General features: G+C 43.3%; 14 protein-coding genes. 6 read left to right on the top strand and 8 right to left on the bottom strand.

Features of this window, described 5'->3' with window-relative positions; genetic code table 11:
• Positions 1–13: 13 nt before the first annotated feature.
• Positions 14–3,499: a UvrD-helicase domain-containing protein gene (locus Q9312_RS06860; protein ID WP_309203845.1), complete on the bottom strand. Its 3,486-nt coding sequence runs from the start codon at positions 3,497–3,499 to the stop codon at positions 14–16.
• The gene (locus tag Q9312_RS06865; protein ID WP_309203846.1) at positions 3,496–6,303 is read right to left on the bottom strand and encodes a PD-(D/E)XK nuclease family protein; all 2,808 of its coding nucleotides are present in this window, start codon (positions 6,301–6,303) and stop codon (positions 3,496–3,498) included. The genes Q9312_RS06860 and Q9312_RS06865 overlap by 4 nt, the downstream gene beginning before the upstream one ends.
• A gap of 301 nt (positions 6,304–6,604) precedes the next feature.
• Between Q9312_RS06865 and Q9312_RS06870 the strand changes: the two genes are divergently transcribed.
• Positions 6,605–8,125, top strand: a complete 1,521-nt coding sequence (locus tag Q9312_RS06870; protein WP_309203848.1) for a diguanylate cyclase domain-containing protein — start codon at positions 6,605–6,607, stop codon at positions 8,123–8,125.
• Between the two features lie 10 nt (positions 8,126–8,135).
• On the opposite strand, the gene Q9312_RS06875 is transcribed toward Q9312_RS06870, so the two are convergent.
• The 3 genes from Q9312_RS06875 to mpl are packed head-to-tail and all read right to left on the bottom strand — an operon-like array spanning position 8,136 to position 10,178.
• A complete protein-coding gene (locus Q9312_RS06875) occupies positions 8,136–8,765 on the bottom strand; it encodes a flavin prenyltransferase UbiX (protein ID WP_309203849.1) in 630 nt (209 codons plus the stop codon).
• A 59-nt stretch (positions 8,766–8,824) separates the two neighbouring features.
• Positions 8,825–9,286 carry a glutamate ligase domain-containing protein gene (locus Q9312_RS19470; protein WP_435408602.1) on the bottom strand — a complete coding sequence of 154 codons (462 nt, stop codon included), beginning with the start codon at positions 9,284–9,286 and terminating at the stop codon, positions 8,825–8,827.
• 46 nt (positions 9,287–9,332) lie between these two features.
• Positions 9,333–10,178, bottom strand: coding sequence for a UDP-N-acetylmuramate:L-alanyl-gamma-D-glutamyl-meso-diaminopimelate ligase (gene mpl / locus Q9312_RS19475; protein ID WP_435408604.1), 846 nt, complete (start codon positions 10,176–10,178; stop codon positions 9,333–9,335).
• Between the two features lie 255 nt (positions 10,179–10,433).
• On the opposite strand from mpl, the gene Q9312_RS06885 reads away from it, so the two are divergent.
• Positions 10,434–11,705 (top strand): 6-phosphofructokinase, encoded by a 1,272-nt coding sequence (locus tag Q9312_RS06885; protein ID WP_309203850.1) that lies wholly within the window; start codon positions 10,434–10,436, stop codon positions 11,703–11,705.
• Positions 11,706–11,770: 65 nt separating this feature from the next.
• Here the strand turns inward: Q9312_RS06885 and fnr are convergent, their stop codons facing one another.
• The 3 genes from fnr to Q9312_RS06900 form a co-directional block, all read right to left on the bottom strand.
• Complete coding sequence (fnr, locus tag Q9312_RS06890; RefSeq protein ID WP_309203851.1) at positions 11,771–12,508, bottom strand: fumarate/nitrate reduction transcriptional regulator Fnr; 738 nt, start codon at positions 12,506–12,508, stop codon at positions 11,771–11,773.
• A gap of 169 nt (positions 12,509–12,677) precedes the next feature.
• Positions 12,678–14,174 (bottom strand): oxygen-independent coproporphyrinogen III oxidase, encoded by a 1,497-nt coding sequence (gene hemN, locus Q9312_RS06895; RefSeq protein WP_309203852.1) that lies wholly within the window; start codon positions 14,172–14,174, stop codon positions 12,678–12,680.
• A gap of 108 nt (positions 14,175–14,282) precedes the next feature.
• A complete protein-coding gene (locus tag Q9312_RS06900; RefSeq protein ID WP_309203853.1) occupies positions 14,283–15,224 on the bottom strand; it encodes a DUF808 domain-containing protein in 942 nt (313 codons plus the stop codon).
• A 133-nt stretch (positions 15,225–15,357) separates the two neighbouring features.
• Here Q9312_RS06900 and Q9312_RS06905 point away from each other — a divergent pair, with 133 nt between their 5' ends.
• From Q9312_RS06905 to gnd, 4 genes are all read left to right on the top strand, one after another.
• Positions 15,358–16,464, top strand: coding sequence for a polysaccharide deacetylase family protein (locus Q9312_RS06905; protein WP_309203854.1), 1,107 nt, complete (start codon positions 15,358–15,360; stop codon positions 16,462–16,464).
• Positions 16,465–16,656: 192 nt separating this feature from the next.
• The gene (locus Q9312_RS06910) at positions 16,657–19,803 is read left to right on the top strand and encodes an amidohydrolase family protein (protein WP_309203855.1); all 3,147 of its coding nucleotides are present in this window, start codon (positions 16,657–16,659) and stop codon (positions 19,801–19,803) included.
• A 2-nt stretch (positions 19,804–19,805) separates the two neighbouring features.
• On the top strand, positions 19,806–21,110 hold the full coding sequence (locus tag Q9312_RS06915; protein WP_309203856.1) for an amidohydrolase family protein: 1,305 nt from the start codon (positions 19,806–19,808) through the stop codon (positions 21,108–21,110).
• 179 nt (positions 21,111–21,289) lie between these two features.
• Positions 21,290–22,852, top strand: coding sequence for an NADP-dependent phosphogluconate dehydrogenase (gnd, locus tag Q9312_RS06920; RefSeq protein WP_309203857.1), 1,563 nt, complete (start codon positions 21,290–21,292; stop codon positions 22,850–22,852).
• Positions 22,853–22,927 lie beyond the last annotated feature (75 nt).

The raw sequence follows: 22,927 nt of genomic DNA on the forward strand, positions 1-22,927 counted from the left end.
TAAGGTTAGTTTTCTAAACAATATCGGTATATTCGAGTAATTTCTGATGCATTGGTAGGTACAATGCACACTTGATAGGTCGATTATCCAATGCTTTCATTAATGCCGCGTAGCGAGTTAATTGGCCTCGATAGCGTTCCAATTCTGACTCAAAGTAGTCTTCTAAGCGGCCACCTGAGTGCTCGCCACTTTTGAAATCAATAATCCAACGATGATTATTTGAATCAACAAATGTGCGGTCAATAACGAAAGAGCGAAAAGTATCGTTAATTCGCGTCGACAATGGATACTCAGAAGCGGCGTCTTGATGACGTGTCAGCAACCAACGACCGGTTTCATCTTTGAGGGTATTAGTAAGCGCCCTGATTACTTTATCAACACAATTAGACAGATCAGATTGTACTACAAATTGTCGTTGAAAATAGTTTTGATACAGTGATTTTCGATCAAGAATTCGTTGCTCATTCCATTGCTCAACGCCCAATTCAGCGATCAGTTGCAATTCTTGATGAACCAAGTTTCCAATCAGCGCCGCTTGATCACTTGCCCAGTCAAATGAAGGTTCCTCATCTTGTGCAAGCGTTAAGTCAGGCGAGTGAACACTTAATATCGACTCAGGTAAAACAAACTCTTGTTGCAACGAAATACGGCGAATTGCGCGAGTAGACTCATTGGTTAACTTAGCGAAAGAATCGTTTGGCTCATCAACCGTAATATCATTGCTCACTTGACGCTCAATCGCCGGCCAAAGTTGAGCGAGTAGCGAATCTTTCGCTGGTTGAGAGACTTGCCAATGATTCCCTGAATCACTGTCTTGATCGTCTTGCAACTTTACTTTAGTTTGCGCAATCAAATGCAACTTTTTCCGAGCACGGGTTACGCCTACATACAACAACCGACCTGCTTCGAAATCCGCTTTAGAACGATTAATTTCATGCAACAACTTGTAAATTCTATCTTGCTCTTGATTGCCCGTTGGCATCGGAGCGACAAGAAAATTAGCGGGTTGATAGTACTCAGGTAATTCTTGCCAAAGAAGTAACTGCTTATCGTCTGCTCTTGCTTTTCGTTCAAGATGAGGAATGATGACATGATCAAACTCCAAACCTTTCGATTTATGAATTGACATAACAGATACATAAAAACCATCTGCACGAGAATCTGGAGCAGAAAAAAGTTCAGCAATCATCTCGTACAATTTATCAACTCTAACATGACTCTGATCGTTAAGCTTTTTAGCAAGCGTCTCAATGAATGTGTTGCAATCATTGATATCTCTAGCTTTTGAATAAACGTGTAAACCACCTAACGCAGACCATGCCGAGTACACTAATTCGGCCAAAGGTGCACTTGCACGCTGTTTCAATAGAGGATTCAAGCGCTCAAACACTTTTTTCAATCGCGGTTGCTCTTCAATGGCAATGGCATTCCAAAGTGGATCGCTAGTAGGCTCATTATATTGCAGAAAATTGGCTAACGTTTGCCAAGGACCGATAGAGGATGAAAATAACTTAGTCGTCGTTTCAAGGCTCACGCCACACAAAGTTGAACGCAACAGTGCTGCCAAAGCAAGCTTATCACTCGGATTTAATAAAAAACGAGTTATTTGCATTAAGCACTTAATCATTGGTCGCTGTTCTAATCGCTCCATCTCAACGGCTTCAACAGGAATATGTTTTGCTTTTAATTCAGCAATTATCTCTGCCGCGTGTTGTTTCGAGCGCACGAGAATCGCAACACTATCTGAACTCGACTGCTCTTTAATTTCTTCTATGAGCTTAAACATGGTTGCAACCTGAAAATCAGAGTCGCTTTCAACATACCGGTGATGAAAATGCACAGCATCGGCATTATTATCATTTTTGGGATCTGCCAAACTGATCGGAACGGCACCCAACATCGCGTTTTCAGACGTTGGAAAAATCTGAGTAAAGGCTTGATTAACCCAATTAACGATGCCCGCCTCGGAACGAAAGTTCATCGTTAGGTTAAGCGGCTTGAGGTTTAGTCCCGCAATCCCTCGCTGTCTCGACTCAAGAAATAACCCAACATCGGCTTCTCGAAATCGGTAGATTGACTGCATCGGATCGCCAACAACAAATAAAGTTCGTCCGTCATTTTCTTGCCACCCTTGAGTCAATAATCGGATTAACTCATATTGACTATGTGATGTATCTTGAAACTCATCCACTAAAATATGCTGAATACGATAATCCATCTTTAGAGCTAGGTCAGTTGCGCCAATCTCATCTTCTAAAGCATGCAGAGCGGCTAGCGACAACTCCGAAAAATCAACCTTAGCTTGACTTTGAAACTCGACCTTTAAGAAACCAAGAAGCATTTTTAAACACGCTTCTAGCGCTTCTATCATTGTCCATTGTGAGTCGGAGTATTTAGGTAGAGGCAAACTCAAACAGTCTGCTAGTTGCGTTAAGAACCGAGTATGACTCTCTAGCCCACTACAAAGCTCTTCACGTAACGACTTTTGTAACTTAGCAATCGGCTTAGCTTCTTTAATCTTAGTTGAAGCAGGAATAACACCATCTGCTTGGGTCCATTTAGCTTTCAGAGTTAGCTTTGATTTAGTCAGTAATATCGTTGCAACCAATTGCCACTGTTCTAGGTTATTCAACGTGCATTCAGGCCACGCCTCTATCGATTTGAGTTGAAGTAAAGGATGATTGTCAGAGAGCGGCTTGTCGAGATAAGCTAAATTATTCCGCAACGACTCTACAAATTCAGCCCATGGTTTATTCAGGCTGTGAGGCACAGATTTAAACAACGCTTGCAAACGATCTTCTAGAAAAGTTTCTAGAGCTCTCTCAAGAGCACTGCGATCCAATAATTTTTCACCCGATATAAAGTGTCGAATCCATTGATCACGTCGAGCTAGCATACCAATGAATAGCTGTGATAATTTATTGACATCGTTTCCTACGGAGCGAAGCAAAACCAAGACCGCCTGTTCAATCTCGGCCATAGCAGTATCATCATCTGAATCTTGAAACGATCGGTCAACTAATACGGAGCGAATAAACGATACGGCGGCCTCTCGATAAATTGGAGTAGGTTTCTCCTCAATTCCAGAGGATATCCCGAAGTGAGCAATGAGTGGCATTTGCTTCACCAAGCTTGACGATAAGCTATCGATGGTCTGTATTTTTAGCCGTGCTGGATTATCAAGAATATTCCAATTATTTTCATGATCTCGCGCTAACGCTTCGGCGGCTATTTCCCAAGTCTTTTTCTCGTGATTTTCTTCAGGCATCAGCTCTTTTGCCGTCTGAAGTGCATCGAGAATTCTCGCCCGCATTTCATTAGCGGCTTTACGAGTAAAGGTAATCGCTAAAATATTTTCTGGACGATCAACAGCAGCCAATAATTTCAAGTAGCGCTGTGTAATCAATCCTGTTTTACCCGAGCCCGCAGGTGCTTGGACAATAAAAGATTGTCGAGGATCTAGCGCTTCGAGCCTAGCTTCTGCGTCGTTAACGATCATAATACCTTTCGCTCCGAATCAAACTCATGCTCTGACTCTATTTCGTACTCATCATGACTTTCTAGCTCGTCGACTCGACAAATCGCATCATAGGGGCAATATTGACAGGCGTTCATCTGAGTATTTGGCGTGACCGTTGCTACGCCTGACTTTATTTCATCGACCAACTGAATTAATTGTTGCTCAAGATGATCTGAAAACTCTCGCCAATCATTCATTCCAGAATTCGTTGAACTAATCGTTTTAACACTGGGAAACACATTACTTTCGTCACTGACACCATAAAATGCGACCTTATCAGGATTAACCTGAGCGAAACCTAGAGCCCGAATGTTCTGCTTATCTGACATCATGTAAAGTGGAAGTTGCGGCTCAACGATGCGATCCCTTAACCAATAGTTCGCTGAGACTTTGCCTGTTTTATAGTCTAAGACAACATGATAATCCGATTCACTGTCTAAAGCTTCAACCTTATCTAATCGATCAAGACGACAAGGAATGACAAGTCCACCAATGCTAATATCGACTCTATACTCAGTTGCCGTCACTTGAAACGGCGCTCGTTTTTTCTCTAATTCCAAAAGCTGACGTATCAATGTGAAACTTCGTTCAATCTCTAACTCTCGAAGCAATTGCTTGTTATGTAATTCAGAATGATAAGACGCTTCGAGCGCATGAGTAATTTCATAGTTAAGTTGTTCTTCACTCATATGAATCAGCTTCGAGTGATTTTTAATCGAGCTCCAGACGCGCTGTAATGCATCGTGTATTAAATTACCTCTGACTCTCGGATCAATACCATCATGCACGACTTCTTGTTCGGATAAATTCAATCGAAAGGCTAAATAGCCTTGCATTGGACAAAGCGATTGATAGTGTAAAAATTGGCTGCCACCTCTAAGGTTTTTTTCTGTATAAGGAAGCCCTTGCTCGTCATAAAAATGCTCGGTAGTAACAGGACGCAGCTGACTCAACTTAGATTTTAAAGGCTGCAACATCCGCCACGTTCCAGTGGTCAGTTCAATATTAAAATGATGAATCTGACTAACCACAAGTTGGCTTGGGCTTAACTCTCTCTCACCATCGAGTCGGTAATAACTTAGGTGTAATTTTTCTGACGCATGCAACAAATAACTAAGGAGTTGCGTCGCGTAATCCAATTCACGTTCAGGACCGGATCCCGGCAGATGATTATCGCGAGCGAGCGTCAACGGAATGAAAGGATTCGGTTCAGGTGGCGATGGTAGAACTTCATTGTTCAACCCACAAATCCAGACTTGATCATAAGTCAAACCAACAGCTTCAAATAGTCCGATAATTTGTATGGGTTCATTTTGGCTTTTTGGTTGAAAAACCGCCCCTTCATTAACGGCTTCTAAAATCCGATATGCCTGCTCTAATGTACACTTTGGTTGCATTAGATTAAAACGTTTCATCAGGCTTAGCTGCTGTAAAATCACATCTCTTAATTGATACTCGAAACTCGATAAGCTTCGACCAGCATTCCATCCCCAGCATTTTAACCACTCGATAAAACATTGAGTCCAACGCTCTGGAGACTGACTTTTAGGAAGCGTTTGAGTAAATTCAAGTAATTCGGTAAGTGGATTTACCAAAGGCTCAGACTGGTTAACGACTTCAGCTGCTGCAGAAAACTCACATAACTTATTCAGTTTTTCAATCAATTGCGACAAAGACCAGTAAACTCGTTCATGCGCTGGCAAATCAAATGCAAACTGTCTGATGGCTTCGAGTTGAGCCAATGAAAACTCTGTAAACCAAAAGCCAATGTTATCTGATACCAACAGTTCAGCTAACTGTTCACGGCTAACTGAGGTGCTCAAAAGTTTAATCAGGGTCAAAGATACTCTAAAGGCACCAAAGTGATTGAGAGGTTTGCCCACAGAAATATTAAACATCGAATTTTCAGAACGGGGTTCAAATAGAGAACTCGAATGCAGTTCTTGGCGGAAAATTTGCTCGACTTCGAAACGATATTTTTCTAGTCCCGGGACAATTACAGCGACTTTAGAACTCGGAGTTTCCAATAACGTCTTAGCGGCCCACTGAGCAGAATGGAGTAGCTCCTGTCTAAGGTCTTGCGCTTCATAAAGGCTCGCTTGATGAGTAGCAGAAGCAGCATTACTCTCACCGAGATTAAACTGACAATTCAATTCAGTAACTTGACACAAACTCTGTTGAGAAAATGCATTAATCAGCCGCTTTAAACTGGGAGAAACTTGGTGAAATCCAAGCAGATAGATATCTTTAGCATTCGGAAACATATCTCGTGTTTCGGCATCTTCTAAGGCACCAGCAATCCACTCACTTAACTGAGACTCATCAATCCAATTATTGTTTTGCAGTTGGCTTTGCAGCTTAGATACCCAAGCATCAAAAGCATGATGCTCTTGAGTTGATAAATCAGCAGGAGATAAGCTGACTTGAAATTCGTTTAACTGTTGAAACGCATCAAGAACTTTTTTTGCCGTTGCCGATAGTGAAATTAGATATTCATGCTCCGGTGACACTTTGATTACCTGCTCGATGCACCAAAGTGTTTGCTTCTTATCAAGCACCACAGGAACCACTCTAATTTTAGAAAGGGTCTCTAACAACCTTTTTAGCCATGCTGCAACCGGTAAAATATCGGGCATCGGCCAAACTGAAGCTCGCTCGCTGGCATACCGGTGGTAAAGCTCAGTCCAATAGCGAGCTTGACGATTACTCGCAGTAATGAGTGTTGCACCTTGCTCAAAAAGCTTAGTGAAAACCTCTGTTTTAGAGCTATTAATCTTTTCCATCTACTTTAAAATCAAATAGTTATAATAATTTCATTACGATTCGTTTAAATGAATGTGGTAACCTTTTGTTTTCTATATTGTTCATTAAATAATCAATACATCCCTATTCACCTAATATCGCAAGGGTGCTAGTCTTGGTTAAATTTCGAGCAGAGCGGTGAGTTGATACTGATTATCATATCGGTTTTCAGTTTCGCTGAACAGCGCAGCTTGAAAGTAGGTTGTAGCAGTCAAAAGCAACAAAGGGGCGCAGCACGAAAGTGCTTCACGGATGTCACACAACTAGACCTCTTATGTAAGAATGCATGATCGTCATAAAATAAAACAGCTCGTGCAGCAGTTAGAACCTGAAATGATCGACCAAGCTCGCTCAGGGTCTCGCGTGCACCTATCTAAACTTTTTCAGTCGCTAGCTGAAGCCTATATTGCGCGCGCTGAACCCGCAAAAAGCCTGCATAGTCCTTTAGAATTAAATAGAGATCCTTTAACTCAACTCCCCAACAGAGAATTGTTTGCTTACCATGTCGAGCAGGCAATACTAAGAGCGCAAAGACATCAAACTGCTTTCGCACTTGTATTCATTGATATCGACCACTTTAAAGGGATCAATGACAATCATGGTCACGAGGTAGGCGATGCCGTTCTCAGCACACTTGCTAACCGAATTAAAAGTGCTATTCGATCGGTCGATATTTTGGCTCGACTCTCAGGCGATGAATTTTGCTTATTAGTTGAAGAACTCGATGGACAAAAATCCATCGAAAAAGTGATCAAAGCGATCCGCTGTGCATTAGATCCAAACATCAAAATCAACGAATTATCATTACAAGTCACGATCAGTATTGGTGTAAGCGTTTATCCACTAAACGGTACCAACTTTAAGCAACTACTAAAGTTTGCAGACTTAGCGATGTACGATGCAAAACAAAAGGGACGAAATCAAGCCAGTGTGTACAGTGAAGACATCAATAGTAAAATAAACCTACTACGCCAAAACCAGCAGAGATTGAACTTAGCGCTACAATTACACACATTGCAGACCAGTTTTGATGTCGAAACGGAGTTAGTCAGTGACCGAATTTGCGGTATTCGACAAACCGTATTTCTCAATGATAAAGCGACTCTTAACTTTGACAAAATATTAGACATTGCAAAGCGAAGTAATTCTCTCGCGGCTTTGAATCAAGAAATGTTCTACCTAGCGGCAGACTATGCTCAGCAATGGCTCGCAAAGCTTGTCGAGCCACCAAGAATTATAATTCCTATTTTAAAACCTTTGTTATTAACACAGCATGGCATTGATTTTATTCGTGATGAAATTAACAAGCGTTCACTAAGTGGCAATCTGTTTGAGTTTGAGGTTTCAGAAAAGGACTTGCTAACTAGCCCAGATGCTTCAAAATACCTAACTCGGTTACATATGCTTGGTTGTAAGATTAGCTTAATAAATTTTGGAATCGGACCTTCAGCACTAACGTGGCTCAGCTCAGGAAACATACACAAAATTAAAGTCGATAAAACACTGACTGCCAATATCGAAAATAATCAACAAGCGCGTATTCTCATGCAAGCCATTATAGATATTGCTCATCAGTTCTCAATAAGAGTCGTTGCAATAGATATTGAAACGGACCAACAAGCGCAATTACTTTATAGCTTAAAGTGTGATGGCGTGCGAGGAAAATACAGCGGTAGTCAATTAACGGCAGAACACGTAAGCTCGTTATTAAAAACTCGACAAAATAGCGAGACTAAACTGAGTGAAGGAAACTCCTCTTCACTCATCGAAGCCTTTATGAGCAACCGAAATCATACAGGGTAGCTATTTATCCTTATCCATCTTTATGTTTGTAACCCCACCGAGGCATGACCGATTGTTCAATCTCTAAATGATCTAACACTCGCCCGACCATAAAGTTAAACAAATCATCGATATTTTGTGGCTTATGATAAAAACCCGGTGCTAAAGGCATGATGGTTGCCCCAGTCTGAGAAAGCTTTAACATGTTTTCAAGATGTATCGCTGACAAAGGCGTTTCTCTTACCATTAAAATAAGTTGACCTCGCTCTTTCAAAACAACATCTGCGGCTCGTTCTAATAAGTTATCACTCGCTCCAGTAGCGATTGCCGATAAAGTGCCAGTACTGCAAGGACAAATAATCATTTGTTTGGGTGCCGCCGAACCCGATGCGACAGGTGACATCCAGTTCATTTTCGAACACAAGATAATTTCACCTTCTCCAGAAATCTTACGTTCAAAAAACTCGCTCGCTTTCGCTGAATTTTCGGGAACCGCCCAATCGATTTCCGTAGCAAAAACGACTCGCGCAGCATCGGACAAAATAACATAAATACGACGGTATTGATGTTTTAAAGCGTGAAGTAATGCGACGGCATAACCTGCGCCAGAAGCACCGGTAATTCCAACGGTGATGTGTTCTCGCATTGTTTGCGTGTTCATTTTAAACCTCTACCCATTGGTTCTAATCATAACTTGCTAGCGCTAATTTCATTCTTAAGCTAGCTATTTAACGATTGCATTCGCTCCAGCAGTTTCGTGTAGATACCGCCAAACGCACCGTTACTCATCAGCAAAACTTTGGTGTTTGGTTGTAGATTTTCCAAAATAGCTTCTATTACACGGTCTATGCTATCTAATATTTCAACAGAGTTGCTATCATTATCGAGCCAATCTATGTGTTGCGGATCGTGAATTATTTTTACATCGGCAAGTCGCATCGCAGGCACAACTTTCTCTCGGTGATGCCCCATTTTCATCGTGTTGGAACGAGCATCGACCACAGCGATGATGGGTGCATCAGCAACACTTTTGCGTAAACCCTGTATGGTTAATTCAATCGCGGTAGGATGATGAGCAAAGTCATCGTAAACCTGCATTTCGCCGACCTGCCCTTTTAACTCCATCCGCCGCTTTACATTCTTAAATTCCGAAATACCGGAAATGGCATCGTCTATTGTCACTCCAGCATGATGAGCTGCGGCAATGGCGGCTAATGCATTCTGGACATTATGCAGGCCAATGAGAGACCAATTGACTTGTCCAACGGTTTTTCCCTTTATGGATCACAGTGAAAATCGAGCCATCTTCTTTATCGAGATTATAGGCCCAATCGCCACTCTCTCCAAAACTTTGCCGCGGAGTCCAACACCCTTTTCGCAAAACTCTATCAAGGGAAAGGTGTTGGTTAGGCGAAATAATCAGACCGTTGGCAGGAATCGTTCTTACCAGATGATGAAATTGAGTTTCTATGGCTTCGAGATCTGCAAAAATATCTGCATGGTCAAACTCTAAGTTATTTAAAACAACCGTGCGTCCCCGATAATGTACAAACTTAGAGCGTTTATCGAAAAATGCGGTATCGTACTCATCGGCTTCAACAACAAAGAAAATAGAATCAGTTAATCGCGCTGAGACACCAAAATTTTCTGGCACTCCACCAATTAAAAATCCTGGGTTTAATCCTGCATATTCTAAAATCCATGCCACCATCGACGCCGTCGTTGTTTTTCCATGGGTACCGGCAACCGCAATCACCCACTTGTCATGTAAAATATTCTCCGCCAACCATTGAGGACCAGAACGATAGTTCAAACCTCGTTCTAGCATATATTCAACTTCAGGATTGCCTCGAGACATTGCGTTGCCAACAACCACACAATCCGGAGGTGGTTGCAAATTGTCGGCTGAGAATCCTTCCACGAGCTCAATTCCTGCCTGCTCCAATTGTGTACTCATCGGTGGGTAACAATTTTTATCGGATCCGCTGACTTGAAAACCTTTTTGCTTGGCGAGCTGCGCGATACCTCCCATGAAAGTTCCGCAAATAGCCGATATATGAACTCGTGATGACAAGAACCTACTCCTACACACTCTGGACTCAACACACTCTGGACTCAACACAATCTGGACTCAACATCCTTCTCAGAATTTTATTCGTCGCCACCCCTTGGCTGCAAAACACTAAACTAAGAGCAAGAGCGTCATTGATACCCCAATTTCTACCATTGACCGTCTATTATTTCAGAGGCCAGTATTTAAACACTGCCTTACAATGCACTATAATACCTGCCACTGAGCCCAATCGCGAATTTTTAAATGGAGACCACTATGGCGCGCGCCAAAAAATACAATGCTTTTTATGCCCAGTCGGGCGGAGTCACCGCTGTTATTAATGCATCGGCCTGCGGTGTAATAGAAGCCGCAAGAGAGAATAAGGACAAGATTGGTAAAGTTTATGCTGGTCGAAATGGAATTATTGGCGCTCTAACTGAAGATCTCATTGATACTTCGAAAGAATCAAAAAAAGATATTGCCGCTTTAAAGTACACACCTTCAGGTGCATTCGGCTCTTGTCGTTACAAGCTAAAAAGCCTCGAACAAAACCGCGCTGAATATGAGCGCCTAATCGAAGTGTTCAAAGCTCATGACATCCGTTACTTTTTTTACAATGGCGGCGGCGATTCAGCCGATACCTGCTTAAAGGTCTCGCAACTTTCTGAGCAAATGGGTTACCCAATTCAGGCTATTCATATTCCTAAAACCGTCGACAATGATTTACCTTTTACCGATAACTGTCCAGGTTTCGGTTCGGTTGCTAAGTACATTGCCGTATCCATTCGAGAAGCAGGCTTCGACGTTGCATCCATGGCCAAAACATCAACCAAAGTATTCGTGATGGAAGTAATGGGTCGACATGCCGGATGGATCGCAGCTGCGGGCGGGCTTGCAGCCGAACAAGAAGGTGATTCTCCACACATTATCTTGTTCCCAGAAATTCCGTTCAATAAAGATAAATTTTTAAAACGTGTCGATCGCTGCGTTAAAAAGTTTGGTTACTGCGCTATCGTTGTATCAGAAGGTGCGCAAGACAAAGATGGATGCTTCTTAGCCGATGCAGGTACTACCGATGCATTTGGCCATAAGCAGCTGGGAGGTGTTGCACCAGTCGTTGCGCAACTGATCAAAGACGAACTGGGGTATAAGTACCATTGGGCAGTCGCCGACTATTTGCAAAGAGCGGCGCGACACATTGCTTCTGCCACCGATGTCGATCAAGCCTATGCTGTCGGTCGAGCAGCGGTAGAGTTTGCCTTGAAAGGTGATAATTCTGTGATGGTAACCATTGATCGTAAAAAGGCCAAGCGCTACAGCTGGAAAATTGGAAAAGCGCCTCTCGACAAAGTTGCCAACGTTGAAAAGATGATGCCAAGAAACTTTATTACTCGTGATGGATTTCATATCACTGAAGCCTGTAGAGACTATTTATCTCCCCTTATTCAAGGCGAATCATACCCTGAGTATAAAAATGGACTTCCTCAGTATGTGACGTTAAAAAACACCCCCGTCGAGAAAAAGCTAAAAAAACGATTTAAAGTTTAAGCATTCTGCCTAAAAAAAAGCCCAGATTAAACCTGGGCTTTTTTATTGTCTATATCGAACAGTTCTTACGTCAACGGCGATAAGTGGCATCGAGTCCCTGCCATAGCGCTTAACTCCTCAACATTTAAAATAGATATTTCTTTATCTTGAACAGCAATCAATTCATTGCTCTGAAAGCGAGTTAGCAGTCGGCTAACGGTTTCAACGGCTAGGCCCAAATAATTACCGATATCAGAGCGAGTCATGGTCAGTCGAAACGCCGATGATGAAAGACCTCGTCGCCCAAATCGTTGTGACAAATTGATCATAAACGCCGCTAACCTTTCATCGGCGGCTTTCTTATTTAACAACATCATCAACTCTTGATCTTCTCGGATCTCTTGACTCATCACTTTAAACAATTGCGATTGCAATGCTGGCATCTGACGCGCTAACGTTTCTAACTTTTCAAAAGGAATCGCACAGATACTGGCGGTTTCAAGCGCTTTGGCGAAGCTTGGATGCTGGCCGTCATTGATCGCATCAAGCCCAACAATTTCACCAGGTAAATGGAACCCGGTTATTTGTTCTATGCCATCTTCTGAAATGGTGTAAGACTTTAAGCTGCCTGAACGAATTGCATAGACCGCTTCGAAAGCATCGTTGGCTGAAAATAGCTGCTCACCTTTTCGTAATGGTCGACTGCGCTCAACAATCGAGTCTAAATGCTCCACTTCGGCCTCAGCTAACATCACAGGCAAACATAGTCGACTAATACTACAAGACTGGCAGCGTACTTCATACTTAGGCGGTTGGCGGGTCATTAAACTAGATATATTGAGTTATTCATGCTCAAATTATAATTCAATCAGCCCCCCAGCGCACCCCTTATCTAAATAGACCTAAAGGCCAATCGATGATGCCCGTATACCTAGGCTCGCAAGCTGAATACCCTCAATGTTAGTGGCTTTAACAAGGATAAAACTCTCATTGTTATATGGCACTAGAGTATCTACGAGGAGTATTTTCCGCCTCCGAATCGGAAGTATCTAACTGCCGCACCGGTATAGCGGTAGTGCCTCCTGAAGCAGAAGCCAAAACAGAGTCGCCAAAAAAGTAGCGATCAAACGCCATGCAGATATTTCGAATCAGAAGCCGCCCCACTGGCGTTACTATGATATGAGAGTCAGATAGCTCTAATAACCCATCCGCGGCATATTGTTGTAATGTTAACTTTGAATCTTCGAAATATTGCCAAAAATCTATTCCAGTTCGTTGTGAAAACTCTTCCGTAGCTAACTGAAAATTACATATTAGCGCAAAAATGACTGAACGTCTGACTTCATCGTCTTTGCTTAATCCAGCACCTCGCCAGGTCGCTAGTTCACTGTGCTCAAGAGCCGCTTGATAACTGGCTATTTCACGGTGGTTTTGCGCGTAAAGTCCCGGACTTCCGGAATTAGAGTGCAGCGCTGAAATTGAAGAAACGCCAAGACCGATTAAGTCACAGTTTTCTTGCGTTGTGTAACCTTGAAAGTTTCGGTGCAGCACTCCCTGCTGTTGCGCTTTAGCTAATTCATCACTTGGTAGTGCAAAGTGATCCATACCGATATACTGGTATCCAGCTTGTTGCATTCTATCGATGGTTAAATGCAAAATATTCAACTTCTCTTTAGCGCTGGGTATCTGCTGATGATCAATGCGACGCTGTGGTGCAAACCTGTGCGGTAAGTGTGCGTAGTTAAAAACGGACAATCGATCGGGTCGTAGCTGGATCACTTGCTGCAAAGTTTTTTCAAACGTCGCAACGGTTTGTAAAGGTAGTCCATAAATCAAATCGAAGCTTATCGACGAAAAGCCAATTTCTCTAGCTTTGTTCATCAATTCAGAGACTTGTTCAAACGACTGCTCACGATTCACCGCCGCTTGTACCCCCGGATTGAAATCCTGCACACCAAGACTCAAACGATTAAAACCGATTTCTCGAAGTTCATATAACTCATCAACCTTGAGTGTTCGTGGGTCAACTTCAATTGACGACTCTATTTCACTGTCATCGGCGAAAGTGAAATGTTTTTTCAACGTGTTCATTAATCTCGCTCGGTCATCAGCGGTCAAATACGTCGGTGTTCCCCCACCCCAGTGCAACTGGGTCACAGTCTGACCGTTCAATTGCTTTGATATGGCAATGATTTCTCGTTCTAATGCATCAAGGTAAGCCGCGACTCGCGTGTAATCGCGAGTAACCACCTTGTTACAGGCGCAGTAATAACAAACATGCCAGCAGAAAGGTATGTGCAAATATAAGCTCAAATTTCGCGACGCTGGGATGGCTGCGAGTGCAAGTCGATATTCATGGGTACCCACTGACTCGTTAAATTCCAGAGCCGTCGGATATGACGTATATCGCGGACCACTAACCGAATAGCGCTCAATTAGTTGGTCGTTCCATTGAACTGTTGGGCCAGGATAAAGGAGACCGTCTGCCATGGTGTTGTTCCAATGAATTTAAACTATGGAAAACAGTCTATATGATTTGTTGGGGTGATTATTTGATCTCGATCAGGCCGTTGTCGGAAAGCCCCAGAGACAACGCGTTCATGCTTTTTTAAAAAAGCGACTGCCTAAATTAATAGCGCCAATGATTACCGAACCCGCGACTAACCCAACCAACGCATTAAACAACAATGGAACTAAGAACAGCACCGCACTAACGCCAACGGATGTTCCACTGAGGTATTGCTCGATGGTCAGCAGAGTCTCCGCGAGTGAATGCCAGCCATGAACCAAAATGCCACCACCAACAAGAAACATGGCTAATGTTCCAGCAATGGCTAACAACTTCATTAAAACGGGAGCAAAAGCAAGCATACCTCGACCTAATGCTCTTAAGAATCCACGCCAAAGACTAGCACCCGTCAGCTTAATCAGATAGAAACCCGCGTCGTCGAGCTTCACAATGCCAGCAACCAACCCATATACAAACACCGTCATCGCTAGTGCAATCGCCGAAACCACGCTAACTTGAGTAACAAATGCCGATTCAGCTACCGTACCTAAAGCAATCACAATAATTTCAGCCGATAATATGAAGTCGGTTCTAATCGCTCCTTTTATTTTATTTTTTTCAAAATCAACCATATTGATCGATGGATCGTGCAGTGCTTTCACCACGTCTTGCTTTTGTTGCTGGTCTTTCTCTTTATGAAACAGTTTATGAAATACCTTTTCGCAGCCTTCGTAACATAAAAACGCACCGCCTAGCATAAGTAAAGGCGTGATTAACCAAGGCAGAAAAGCGGAAATCAATAAAGCCGCGGGAACCAAAATCAACTTGTTAACAAATGACCCTTTTGCCACCGCCCAGACGACTGGAATTTCACGCTCTGCTCTAACACCCGAAACCTGTTCAGCGTTCAGTGCGAGATCATCGCCTAATACGCCTGCAGTTTTCTTCACTGCAACTTTTGACATAACCGCAACGTCATCCAGTACCGTTGCAATATCGTCGAGTAACGTAAGTAAGCTAGCTCCGGCCATAATCGGTCCTTTTAGTAAAACAAGATAAATCTATCAGTCGTTGATAATAACGAGAAACAAGGGATAATATCCAACAATAAAATTTCCAACAATGAATAGTGATTCATTTTATTTTAAATAGCGAAGAGAATTCATGCGTTTGATTACCCTAAATCCTACACTCGCGACCTGGCTGATACTAACAGCAACATTTGTAGGTATCATTCAACCGGCTTCTGCAACACAGACAAAAGTGGATCATTCTTCGAATCAGCTAATCATTTTACTCTATCACCACATCGCCAATGACACGCCTGCAGCGACGAGTACCAAGCCGGAGCAGTTCCAACAACACCTCAAATACTTGCACGATCAAAACTTTCAAGTCGTCGACTTAGTCAGCGCTCTTAATCGATTATATTCCGGACAACCACTGCCCTCCAAAGCGGTCGCTATAACCTTTGACGATGGTTACGACTCTATCTTCACTCAAGCTTGGCCATTATTAAAACGCTATAATTATCCGTTCACTGTGATGGTAACCACTGACCCAATCGATAAAAAATTCTCATCAATGATGACTTGGCAACAGCTAAATCAACTACAGTCAGCGGGAGTCACTATTGCCAATCATACTTTGACTCATCCTCATCTAATAGGCGTATCAGAACAAAAGCTGCAACAGGAATACATGGCTGCACAGCAACGCTTAACTGAGAAGTTGAAACAAAAACCACCATCGTTATTTGCTTATCCGTACGGTGAATACACTCGAGAACAAGCGCAGTGGTTCGCCCAACGAAAAATATTCGCGCTAGCGCAACACTCAGGACCGGTTTCCATTGCCAGTAATCCACAGGCATTACCTAGGTTCTCATTCTCAGGGCTGTATGCGAAAATGGAACAGTTCGAGCTGAAGCTCGGCACCGTCGCTTTGCCGGTCATAAACCAAATCGACTATCAGCCTTATTATGAAAAATCACAACGTGTATTCAACCTAACTTTTAATGCGTCCGAGATTCAAGCAAGTGCAATTAATTGCTTTTTTCAAGGTCAACCCGTGGCATCGATTAGCGCGTCTACACCGAAGAATGAAAGCCTCAAAACCCACTCACAGTCGATAACTATTCAACTAAATCAATCGCCACCTCCCGGACGATCTCGTATCAATTGCACCGCTCCTCGCTCCAATCAAAAGGGTTATTATTGGCACTCAATCCCTATCTTTACTCAACCAGAATCGAAACAGTGGCCAGACTGAATCGTTCGCGAAAGGCTCGCGCAGTGAATCTATCAATCAATTTGTAAAAAAGTATTTAAACCACCTATTCAACTAATTTTTTACCATTTAAATCAATATGTTACGCTAACCAATCAATTTAATCTCAATACTCGCCTCCGCCTACTGAGTGTGCGAGACTAGACGCTTTGCTAGAAAATAAGAGATAACAATATGAAGAAGCTTAGCCTCAGCGGAATTGCCGCGACCATGGCCGCTTTGATTTGCCAAACATCGATAGCGGATCAAACCAGTCATGTGTACGGAATACATGACCGCAGCATCAACAAAGTCGCATTTACCAACGCGACCATTTTCACTCAACCGGGCTCGAAGATTAGTAACGCAACTTTAATTATTGATAATGGGCGCATCGTTAGTGTCAAAGAAAATGGCGCAGTACCAAAAGATGCTAAAGTCGTCGATTTATCAGGGCATACCGTTTATCCGGGTTTCATCGATCCTTACAGCGACTATGTTTTTGGCGCTGCTAAAACAGAGTTTCGATGGGGAGAGCCACCGCAATACGAAGGAAAGCGCGAAGGCGGAAACGCCTGGAATGAAGCCATTCATTCTGAAATCGATTGGGTGAATAACTTTAAAGCTGACGGAAAAGCCGCGAAAAGTTACATCGACAACGGTTTCACAGCCGTGCAAACCGCCAAACTCGACGGCATTTTTCAAGGCCAAGGGGTCACCGTATCTCTTAACGACGATATCGCCAACGATCTAATTTATCGAGCGAATGCGCGTCATTTCGCCAGCTTCAACAAAGGGAGCTCAAAGCAAAATTATCCTTCGTCGCTGATGGGAAGTATTGCTTTAATTAGACAAACTCTCAGCGATGCGAAGTGGTATCAATCAGCAAAAGGTAAAACCGATCATCTTATCACCGGAGAACCAGTTGAATATAATGCCGCTCTCGAAGAATTAAATGAACTGAACCAGTCTGGCGTTATTTTTAATGCCGAAGATAGTCTAAGTACCCTTCGTGCGGACCAACTGTTTGACCAGTACCAACTCGATGTCACCTACATTGCCGACGGCTTAGAGTACGCACGAATCAGTGATATCAAAAAAGTTAATGCTACTTTTGTTGTGCCATTTAACTTTCCAGAAAAACCCGATGTCAGTAGCTTTGAGTCGCAACTCGATACATCGTTAGCAGAATTACGTCATTGGGAACGAGCTCCAAGTAACCCTGCAACGCTAGCGGCCAATAAAATTCCATTTGCATTCACGCATTTCGGTTTACCGAAGAAAAATCAATTTTGGAGCAATGTTCGCAATGCGGTAAAGCATGGACTATCAGAAAAGGATGCATTAGCGGCGCTGACCACTGTACCCGCTAAAATAGCTGGCATTGATAAAGTTGCAGGAAGTATCGCTCCGGGTAAATACGCAGACTTCGTTATTACCGATGGTAATCTTTTTGAAAAAGCGTCCATTAAAAGTGTCTATTTAATGGGAAAAGAACAGTCTCTAAAACCAATTAACCCGAACGACTTTTCAGGTCAATATGGCATTGAAGTGGTTGGTCAGTCGTTGACTCTTTCACTTAATCAAGAGGGTGAAAAAATCTCTGGCGAACTGATTAAGAAAAGTGAATCAGAGGAAGAAAACACGAACATTAAATTCAAAGCGGAACTGTCAGCTAAAGAGCAATTGCAATTCAGTGCTGATCTTTCAGACTTGGATTTAGCGGGAACTTATCGCTTTAGCGCAAGGCTTAACAACAATGGCCTAGCCGTCGCGATGACCACGCCCGATCTTGGTAGAGCGTCTATTCAAGCAAACCGGCTTGATGAACAATCGACCGAAAAAGAGAAAGAGAAAGATCAAACCAGTGACGCTATTTCTTACATCGGCAAAACGACCTATCCGAATCGAGCGTTTGGATTAACCGCTCAGCCTCAGCAGCAGAACCTGCACATTAAAAACGCTACGGTCTGGACTTCTGAAAAAGAGGGTCGCTTAGACAACACCGATATTTTGATTCGCAATGGAAAAATCCGTGACATAGGTAAGAACCTTTCTACACCTAGTGGATACACCGTCATTGATGCGACAGGTAAGCATGTCACAGCAGGAATTATTGATGAACACTCTCACATTGCTATCAGTAAAGGCGTTAATGAAGGTAGCGATGCCATTACTGCAGAAGTTCGGATTGGCGATGTGCTTAACCCTGAAGACATTAATATTTATCGAGCGATGGCAGGAGGAACCACAACGGCTCAGTTACTTCATGGCTCTGCAAACCCAATAGGCGGGCAAGCACAAGTCATCAAACTTCGTTGGGGTGAAAACGCCGCAGGTCTAAAGTTTGACAAGGCACCGCCTTCCATTAAATTTGCATTGGGAGAAAATGTTAAACAAAGTAATTGGGGAGATAAATACACCATTCGGTACCCACAAACTCGAATGGGTGTTGAGACTATTGTTCGAGATGCTTTTATTCGAGCTAAAGAATACAAGCAAAGCTTTGAAGAGTTCGACGATTTAAGTCGTTCAGAACAAAAGCGAACCGCTCCTCCGCGCCGAAACTATCGCCTTGATACGTTAAATGAAATTTTAGATCGACAAAGATTCGTTCACTCACATTCTTATGTGGCTTCTGAAATTTTAAGTTTAATAAAAATCGCTGAAGACTTTGACTTCACCATTCAAACCTTTACTCATATTCTTGAGGGCTACAAAGTCGCCGATGAGATGGCGAAACACGGAGCCAGTGCTTCAACGTTTGCCGATTGGTGGGCGTATAAGTTTGAAGTGTACGATGCAATACCTGGCAATACTTGCTTAATGATGAAAAACGGCGTCAATGTTTCTGTCAACTCAGACAGTGGTGATCTTATTCGTCGACTCAATACAGAGGCCGCCAAGTCAATTAACTACTGCGATATGAAGCCTGAAGATGCTATTAAGATGGTCACCATCAATCCAGCCAAACAATTAAAAATTGATCAATACACAGGATCTCTTAAAGAAGGTAAAGATGCTGACTTGGTCATATGGAATGGCAACCCATTATCGATTTATAGCAAGGTCGAGCAAACTTGGATTGACGGTCGAAACTACTTTAACCGAGAGTTAGATGAGCAACAACGAATTGCCATGGCAAAAGAGAAAAGCGCATTGATTCAGAAAGCGTTAGGCTCGAATAAGGCGCAATCTAAAGGCCAAGCAAGTGAAAAAACACAACAACAGTATTTGTTAAAAGATAATACCGTTTGGCATTGCGAAGATAATTTTGATTTCTGGCGCTGGCAGTCCGCAGAACAAACTTCAGCAGCGACGTCACATCAAGGAGTACACTAATCATGAACTTAATAAACTCTATGAAGCGACCGGTTCTCGCATTTTCTGCAGCCATGAGTGTTTCACTGTTTGCTCACGATCTAGTCCCTGGCGACACAACCGAGCAACCCCTGTTTATTCAAAATGCGACGGTGCACACTGTCACAAAGGGAACTCATGAAAACTACGACATTGTGATAGAAAATGGAAAAATATCGCAATTAGGTTCAAATTTAGAAGCCCCTAAAAACGCCAAGGTAATGAATGCCAATGGAAAGCATGTCTATCCCGGTTTAATAGCATTATCAACCACGCTGGGTATGGTCGAAATTTCTGCGGTTCGTTCGACCAGAGACATGAGTGAGACTGGCCGAGCAACGCCCGAGGTTAAAGCTCACATTGCTTTTAATGCAGACTCAGAAATTATTCCAACGGTTCGTAGTAATGGCATCACTCATGCGGAAATCGCTCCTACTGGTAGCGGCCTTAATGGTCAAAGTTCGCTAATGCAGCTTGATGGTTGGAATTGGCAAGATGCTATAGTCAAGAGCTCTTCTGGCATGCACCTGCAATGGCCGAGAGTCGGCGTCAACAAATCGTTTTGGGAAAGACGTTCTCCGCAAAAACAGAAAGAAGACAACGACAAGGCATTGGCGTCTCTGTATGAATTGTTTGCCGATTTAAAAGCATACGCTGCCGCTCGTAACAGCAATTCAAAAACGCCGATCGATGTACGTTGGGAAGCGATGCGCCCAGTCATGGATGGTTCTATGCCATTATATATTCACGCTGATGACTTCCGTCAAATAGAGCAAGCCATTGCTTTTGGTAAAGAGCACCAAATATCAATTGTATTGGTTGGTGTTCGTGATGCAGCATTAGCGCTCGAGTTATTAAAAGCCAGTAAAGTTCCGGTCATCTACACCTCGCCTTGGGGACAACCAAGCCGCAGTGACGATGGCTACGATGCCCTTTATTCAACTCCAGCGTTACTTGAAGCCAATGATATACCCTACGCGTTAGCTATCGAAGGTAACTGGAACGTTCGTGATTTACCTTTTGCGGCAGGACAGTCCGTTGCGCACGGTGCTAGTAAAGCGGCGGCTCTTGCTTCCATTACCATAGAACCGGCAAGGATCTTAGGCGTTGACCAACGCATGGGATCGATAGAAGTAGGTAAAGACGCAACCTTGGTCGTTAGTGAAGGTGACATCATGGACCATTTGTCACATAAAGTGACCGATATTCTGATCGAAGGCCGACCGGTTGATACCGACAACCGTCACAAGAGATTGTACAACAAGTACCAGCAGAAGCCGGCGAAATAACCGACTCTTCTGATCCAAGGCGCCAATCGGCGCCTTGTTCAATATCGTTCAAGACAATTTTCAATATTTGTAATTTTCCTACATTTTTTCGCACAAACCCTGAAAAATCAGACTTAAAGTCGCAGAGCAGCCTATTTTTGAAGTATAATTACTTCTTTTTCGAATATTGACTTTGCCTTATGAAACACCGTTACCCTAGTTCGTCTGCTTCTCAACAACCCGCACCGACTGCTCAACTCAATGACATAGGATTCATTGGCGCTGGTGTGATGGGACAAAATCTAATTATGAACTTAGTCGATAATGGATACACAGTAACGGCCTTCGACCTCGACCAAAGTAAATTAGATACCCTACTACTCCTCGATCAAGAAGAACGCGGGGACCAACCACCTAGAATTAGTCGCTGCAGCTCATACACAGAATTACTCGCGAGTATCCGCTCGCCTCATTTAATCATCCTCTCAGTTCCCGCTGGTTCTGCCGTCGATGATGTGTGCCATAAGTTAATCGATGCTGGAATAGCTGCCGATGATATTCTGGTCGACACAGGCAATAGTCTTTGGACCGACACCATCGAGCGAGAAAAGACCTATGAAGGTAAATTAATATTTTTTGGAACAGCGGTTTCAGGTGGTGAAGTCGGCGCTCGTTTTGGACCTTCATTGATGCCCAGCGGTGATCCTTACGCATGGACCCGCATAAAACCGATCTGGGAAGCCATCGCGGCGAAAGTCGAGAGTTCGACTGGCAAGTCTATTTCGAGAAGTAAACCAGGAGAAACCATTAATATAGGAGAAGCTTGTACCACCTACATCGGTCCGAGTGGATCCGGTCATTATGTAAAAATGGTGCACAATGGAATTGAATACGCTGATATGCAGTTGCTATGCGAGGCTTATCAAGTATTGCGTTTCGGACTCGATTACTCATGCGAAGAAATTTCATCGTTGTTTTCTCAATGGAACCAAGGTCCACTCGCAAGCTATTTACTCGAAGTTTCTGCCGAAGTGCTGAAAACGCAGGATCCTATTTCTCACCAGCCACTGGTTGACGTTATCTTAGATCAAGCGGGTCAAAAGGGCACTGGACTTTGGACCTCTGTTAGTAGCTTAGAACTTGGCTGCCCCGCCCCCACTATCGCAGAAGCTGTGTTTGCCCGCGCTATGTCCACGAAAAAGCTTGAACGACTGCGCGCCAGTGACGCGCTTTCAGGCCCAACTAAAATACCAGCGCTCGATACGGAAGCTAGCTTTCTAGAAAGCCTTCATGATGCCTTGTTGTGCGCAAAAACCGTCGCTTATGCGCAAGGGTTCGATTTAATGCGACAGCAAGCTCGACAACAAAACTGGAATTTGGATTTCGCTGCCATCGCCAAAATTTGGCGCGGTGGCTGTATCATTCGTGCGGCGTTGTTAAGATCAATCAGTGCGGCGTTTCAACGCGACCCAGATTTAGAAAACTTATGTCTTGACGTCAACATCGCCGAGTCGCTTTCACAGCAACAGCAGTCTTGGCGAGAAGCTGTCGCTCGAATCACATTAATGGGAATTCCAACACCTGCATTGAGTTCGGCGCTCAGTTATTATGACAGCTATCGAAGTCAGCTCTTACCAGCCAATTTATTGCAAGCGCAGCGTGACTATTTTGGGGCGCATTCCTTTGAACGAGTTGACTCACCTCGAGGTAAAAAATTTCACTTTTTATGGGGCAGTCCATCGGCGACGATAGTTGAGCAATAAACAACCGCTGAAGGGCCAATTAAGTCGAACACAATGACTTGGTCAGACCTGTGAGTCTATGCTAGTGTGTGGTCA

Origin of the sequence: Pleionea litopenaei (assembly GCF_031198435.1) — a bacterium.
Classification (GTDB): Bacteria; Pseudomonadota; Gammaproteobacteria; order Enterobacterales; family Kangiellaceae; genus Pleionea; species Pleionea litopenaei.

Excerpts from the sequence above, each read along its gene's own strand:
- Q9312_RS06885 (WP_309203850.1), top strand. The coding sequence starts at position 10,434 with ATGGCGCGCGCCAAAAAATACAATGCTTTTTATGCCCAGTCGGGCGGA.
- fnr (WP_309203851.1), bottom strand. The coding sequence starts at position 12,508 with ATGACCCGCCAACCGCCTAAGTATGAAGTACGCTGCCAGTCTTGTAGT.
- Q9312_RS06870 (WP_309203848.1), top strand. The coding sequence starts at position 6,605 with ATGCATGATCGTCATAAAATAAAACAGCTCGTGCAGCAGTTAGAACCT.
- Q9312_RS06900 (WP_309203853.1), bottom strand. The coding sequence starts at position 15,224 with ATGGCCGGAGCTAGCTTACTTACGTTACTCGACGATATTGCAACGGTA.
- Q9312_RS06865 (WP_309203846.1), bottom strand. The coding sequence starts at position 6,303 with ATGGAAAAGATTAATAGCTCTAAAACAGAGGTTTTCACTAAGCTTTTT.
- Q9312_RS06910 (WP_309203855.1), top strand. The coding sequence starts at position 16,657 with ATGAAGAAGCTTAGCCTCAGCGGAATTGCCGCGACCATGGCCGCTTTG.
- gnd (WP_309203857.1), top strand. The coding sequence starts at position 21,290 with ATGAAACACCGTTACCCTAGTTCGTCTGCTTCTCAACAACCCGCACCG.
- Q9312_RS06860 (WP_309203845.1), bottom strand. The coding sequence starts at position 3,499 with ATGATCGTTAACGACGCAGAAGCTAGGCTCGAAGCGCTAGATCCTCGA.
- hemN (WP_309203852.1), bottom strand. The coding sequence starts at position 14,174 with ATGGCAGACGGTCTCCTTTATCCTGGCCCAACAGTTCAATGGAACGAC.
- Q9312_RS06915 (WP_309203856.1), top strand. The coding sequence starts at position 19,806 with ATGAACTTAATAAACTCTATGAAGCGACCGGTTCTCGCATTTTCTGCA.
- Q9312_RS06905 (WP_309203854.1), top strand. The coding sequence starts at position 15,358 with ATGCGTTTGATTACCCTAAATCCTACACTCGCGACCTGGCTGATACTA.
- Q9312_RS06875 (WP_309203849.1), bottom strand. The coding sequence starts at position 8,765 with ATGAACACGCAAACAATGCGAGAACACATCACCGTTGGAATTACCGGT.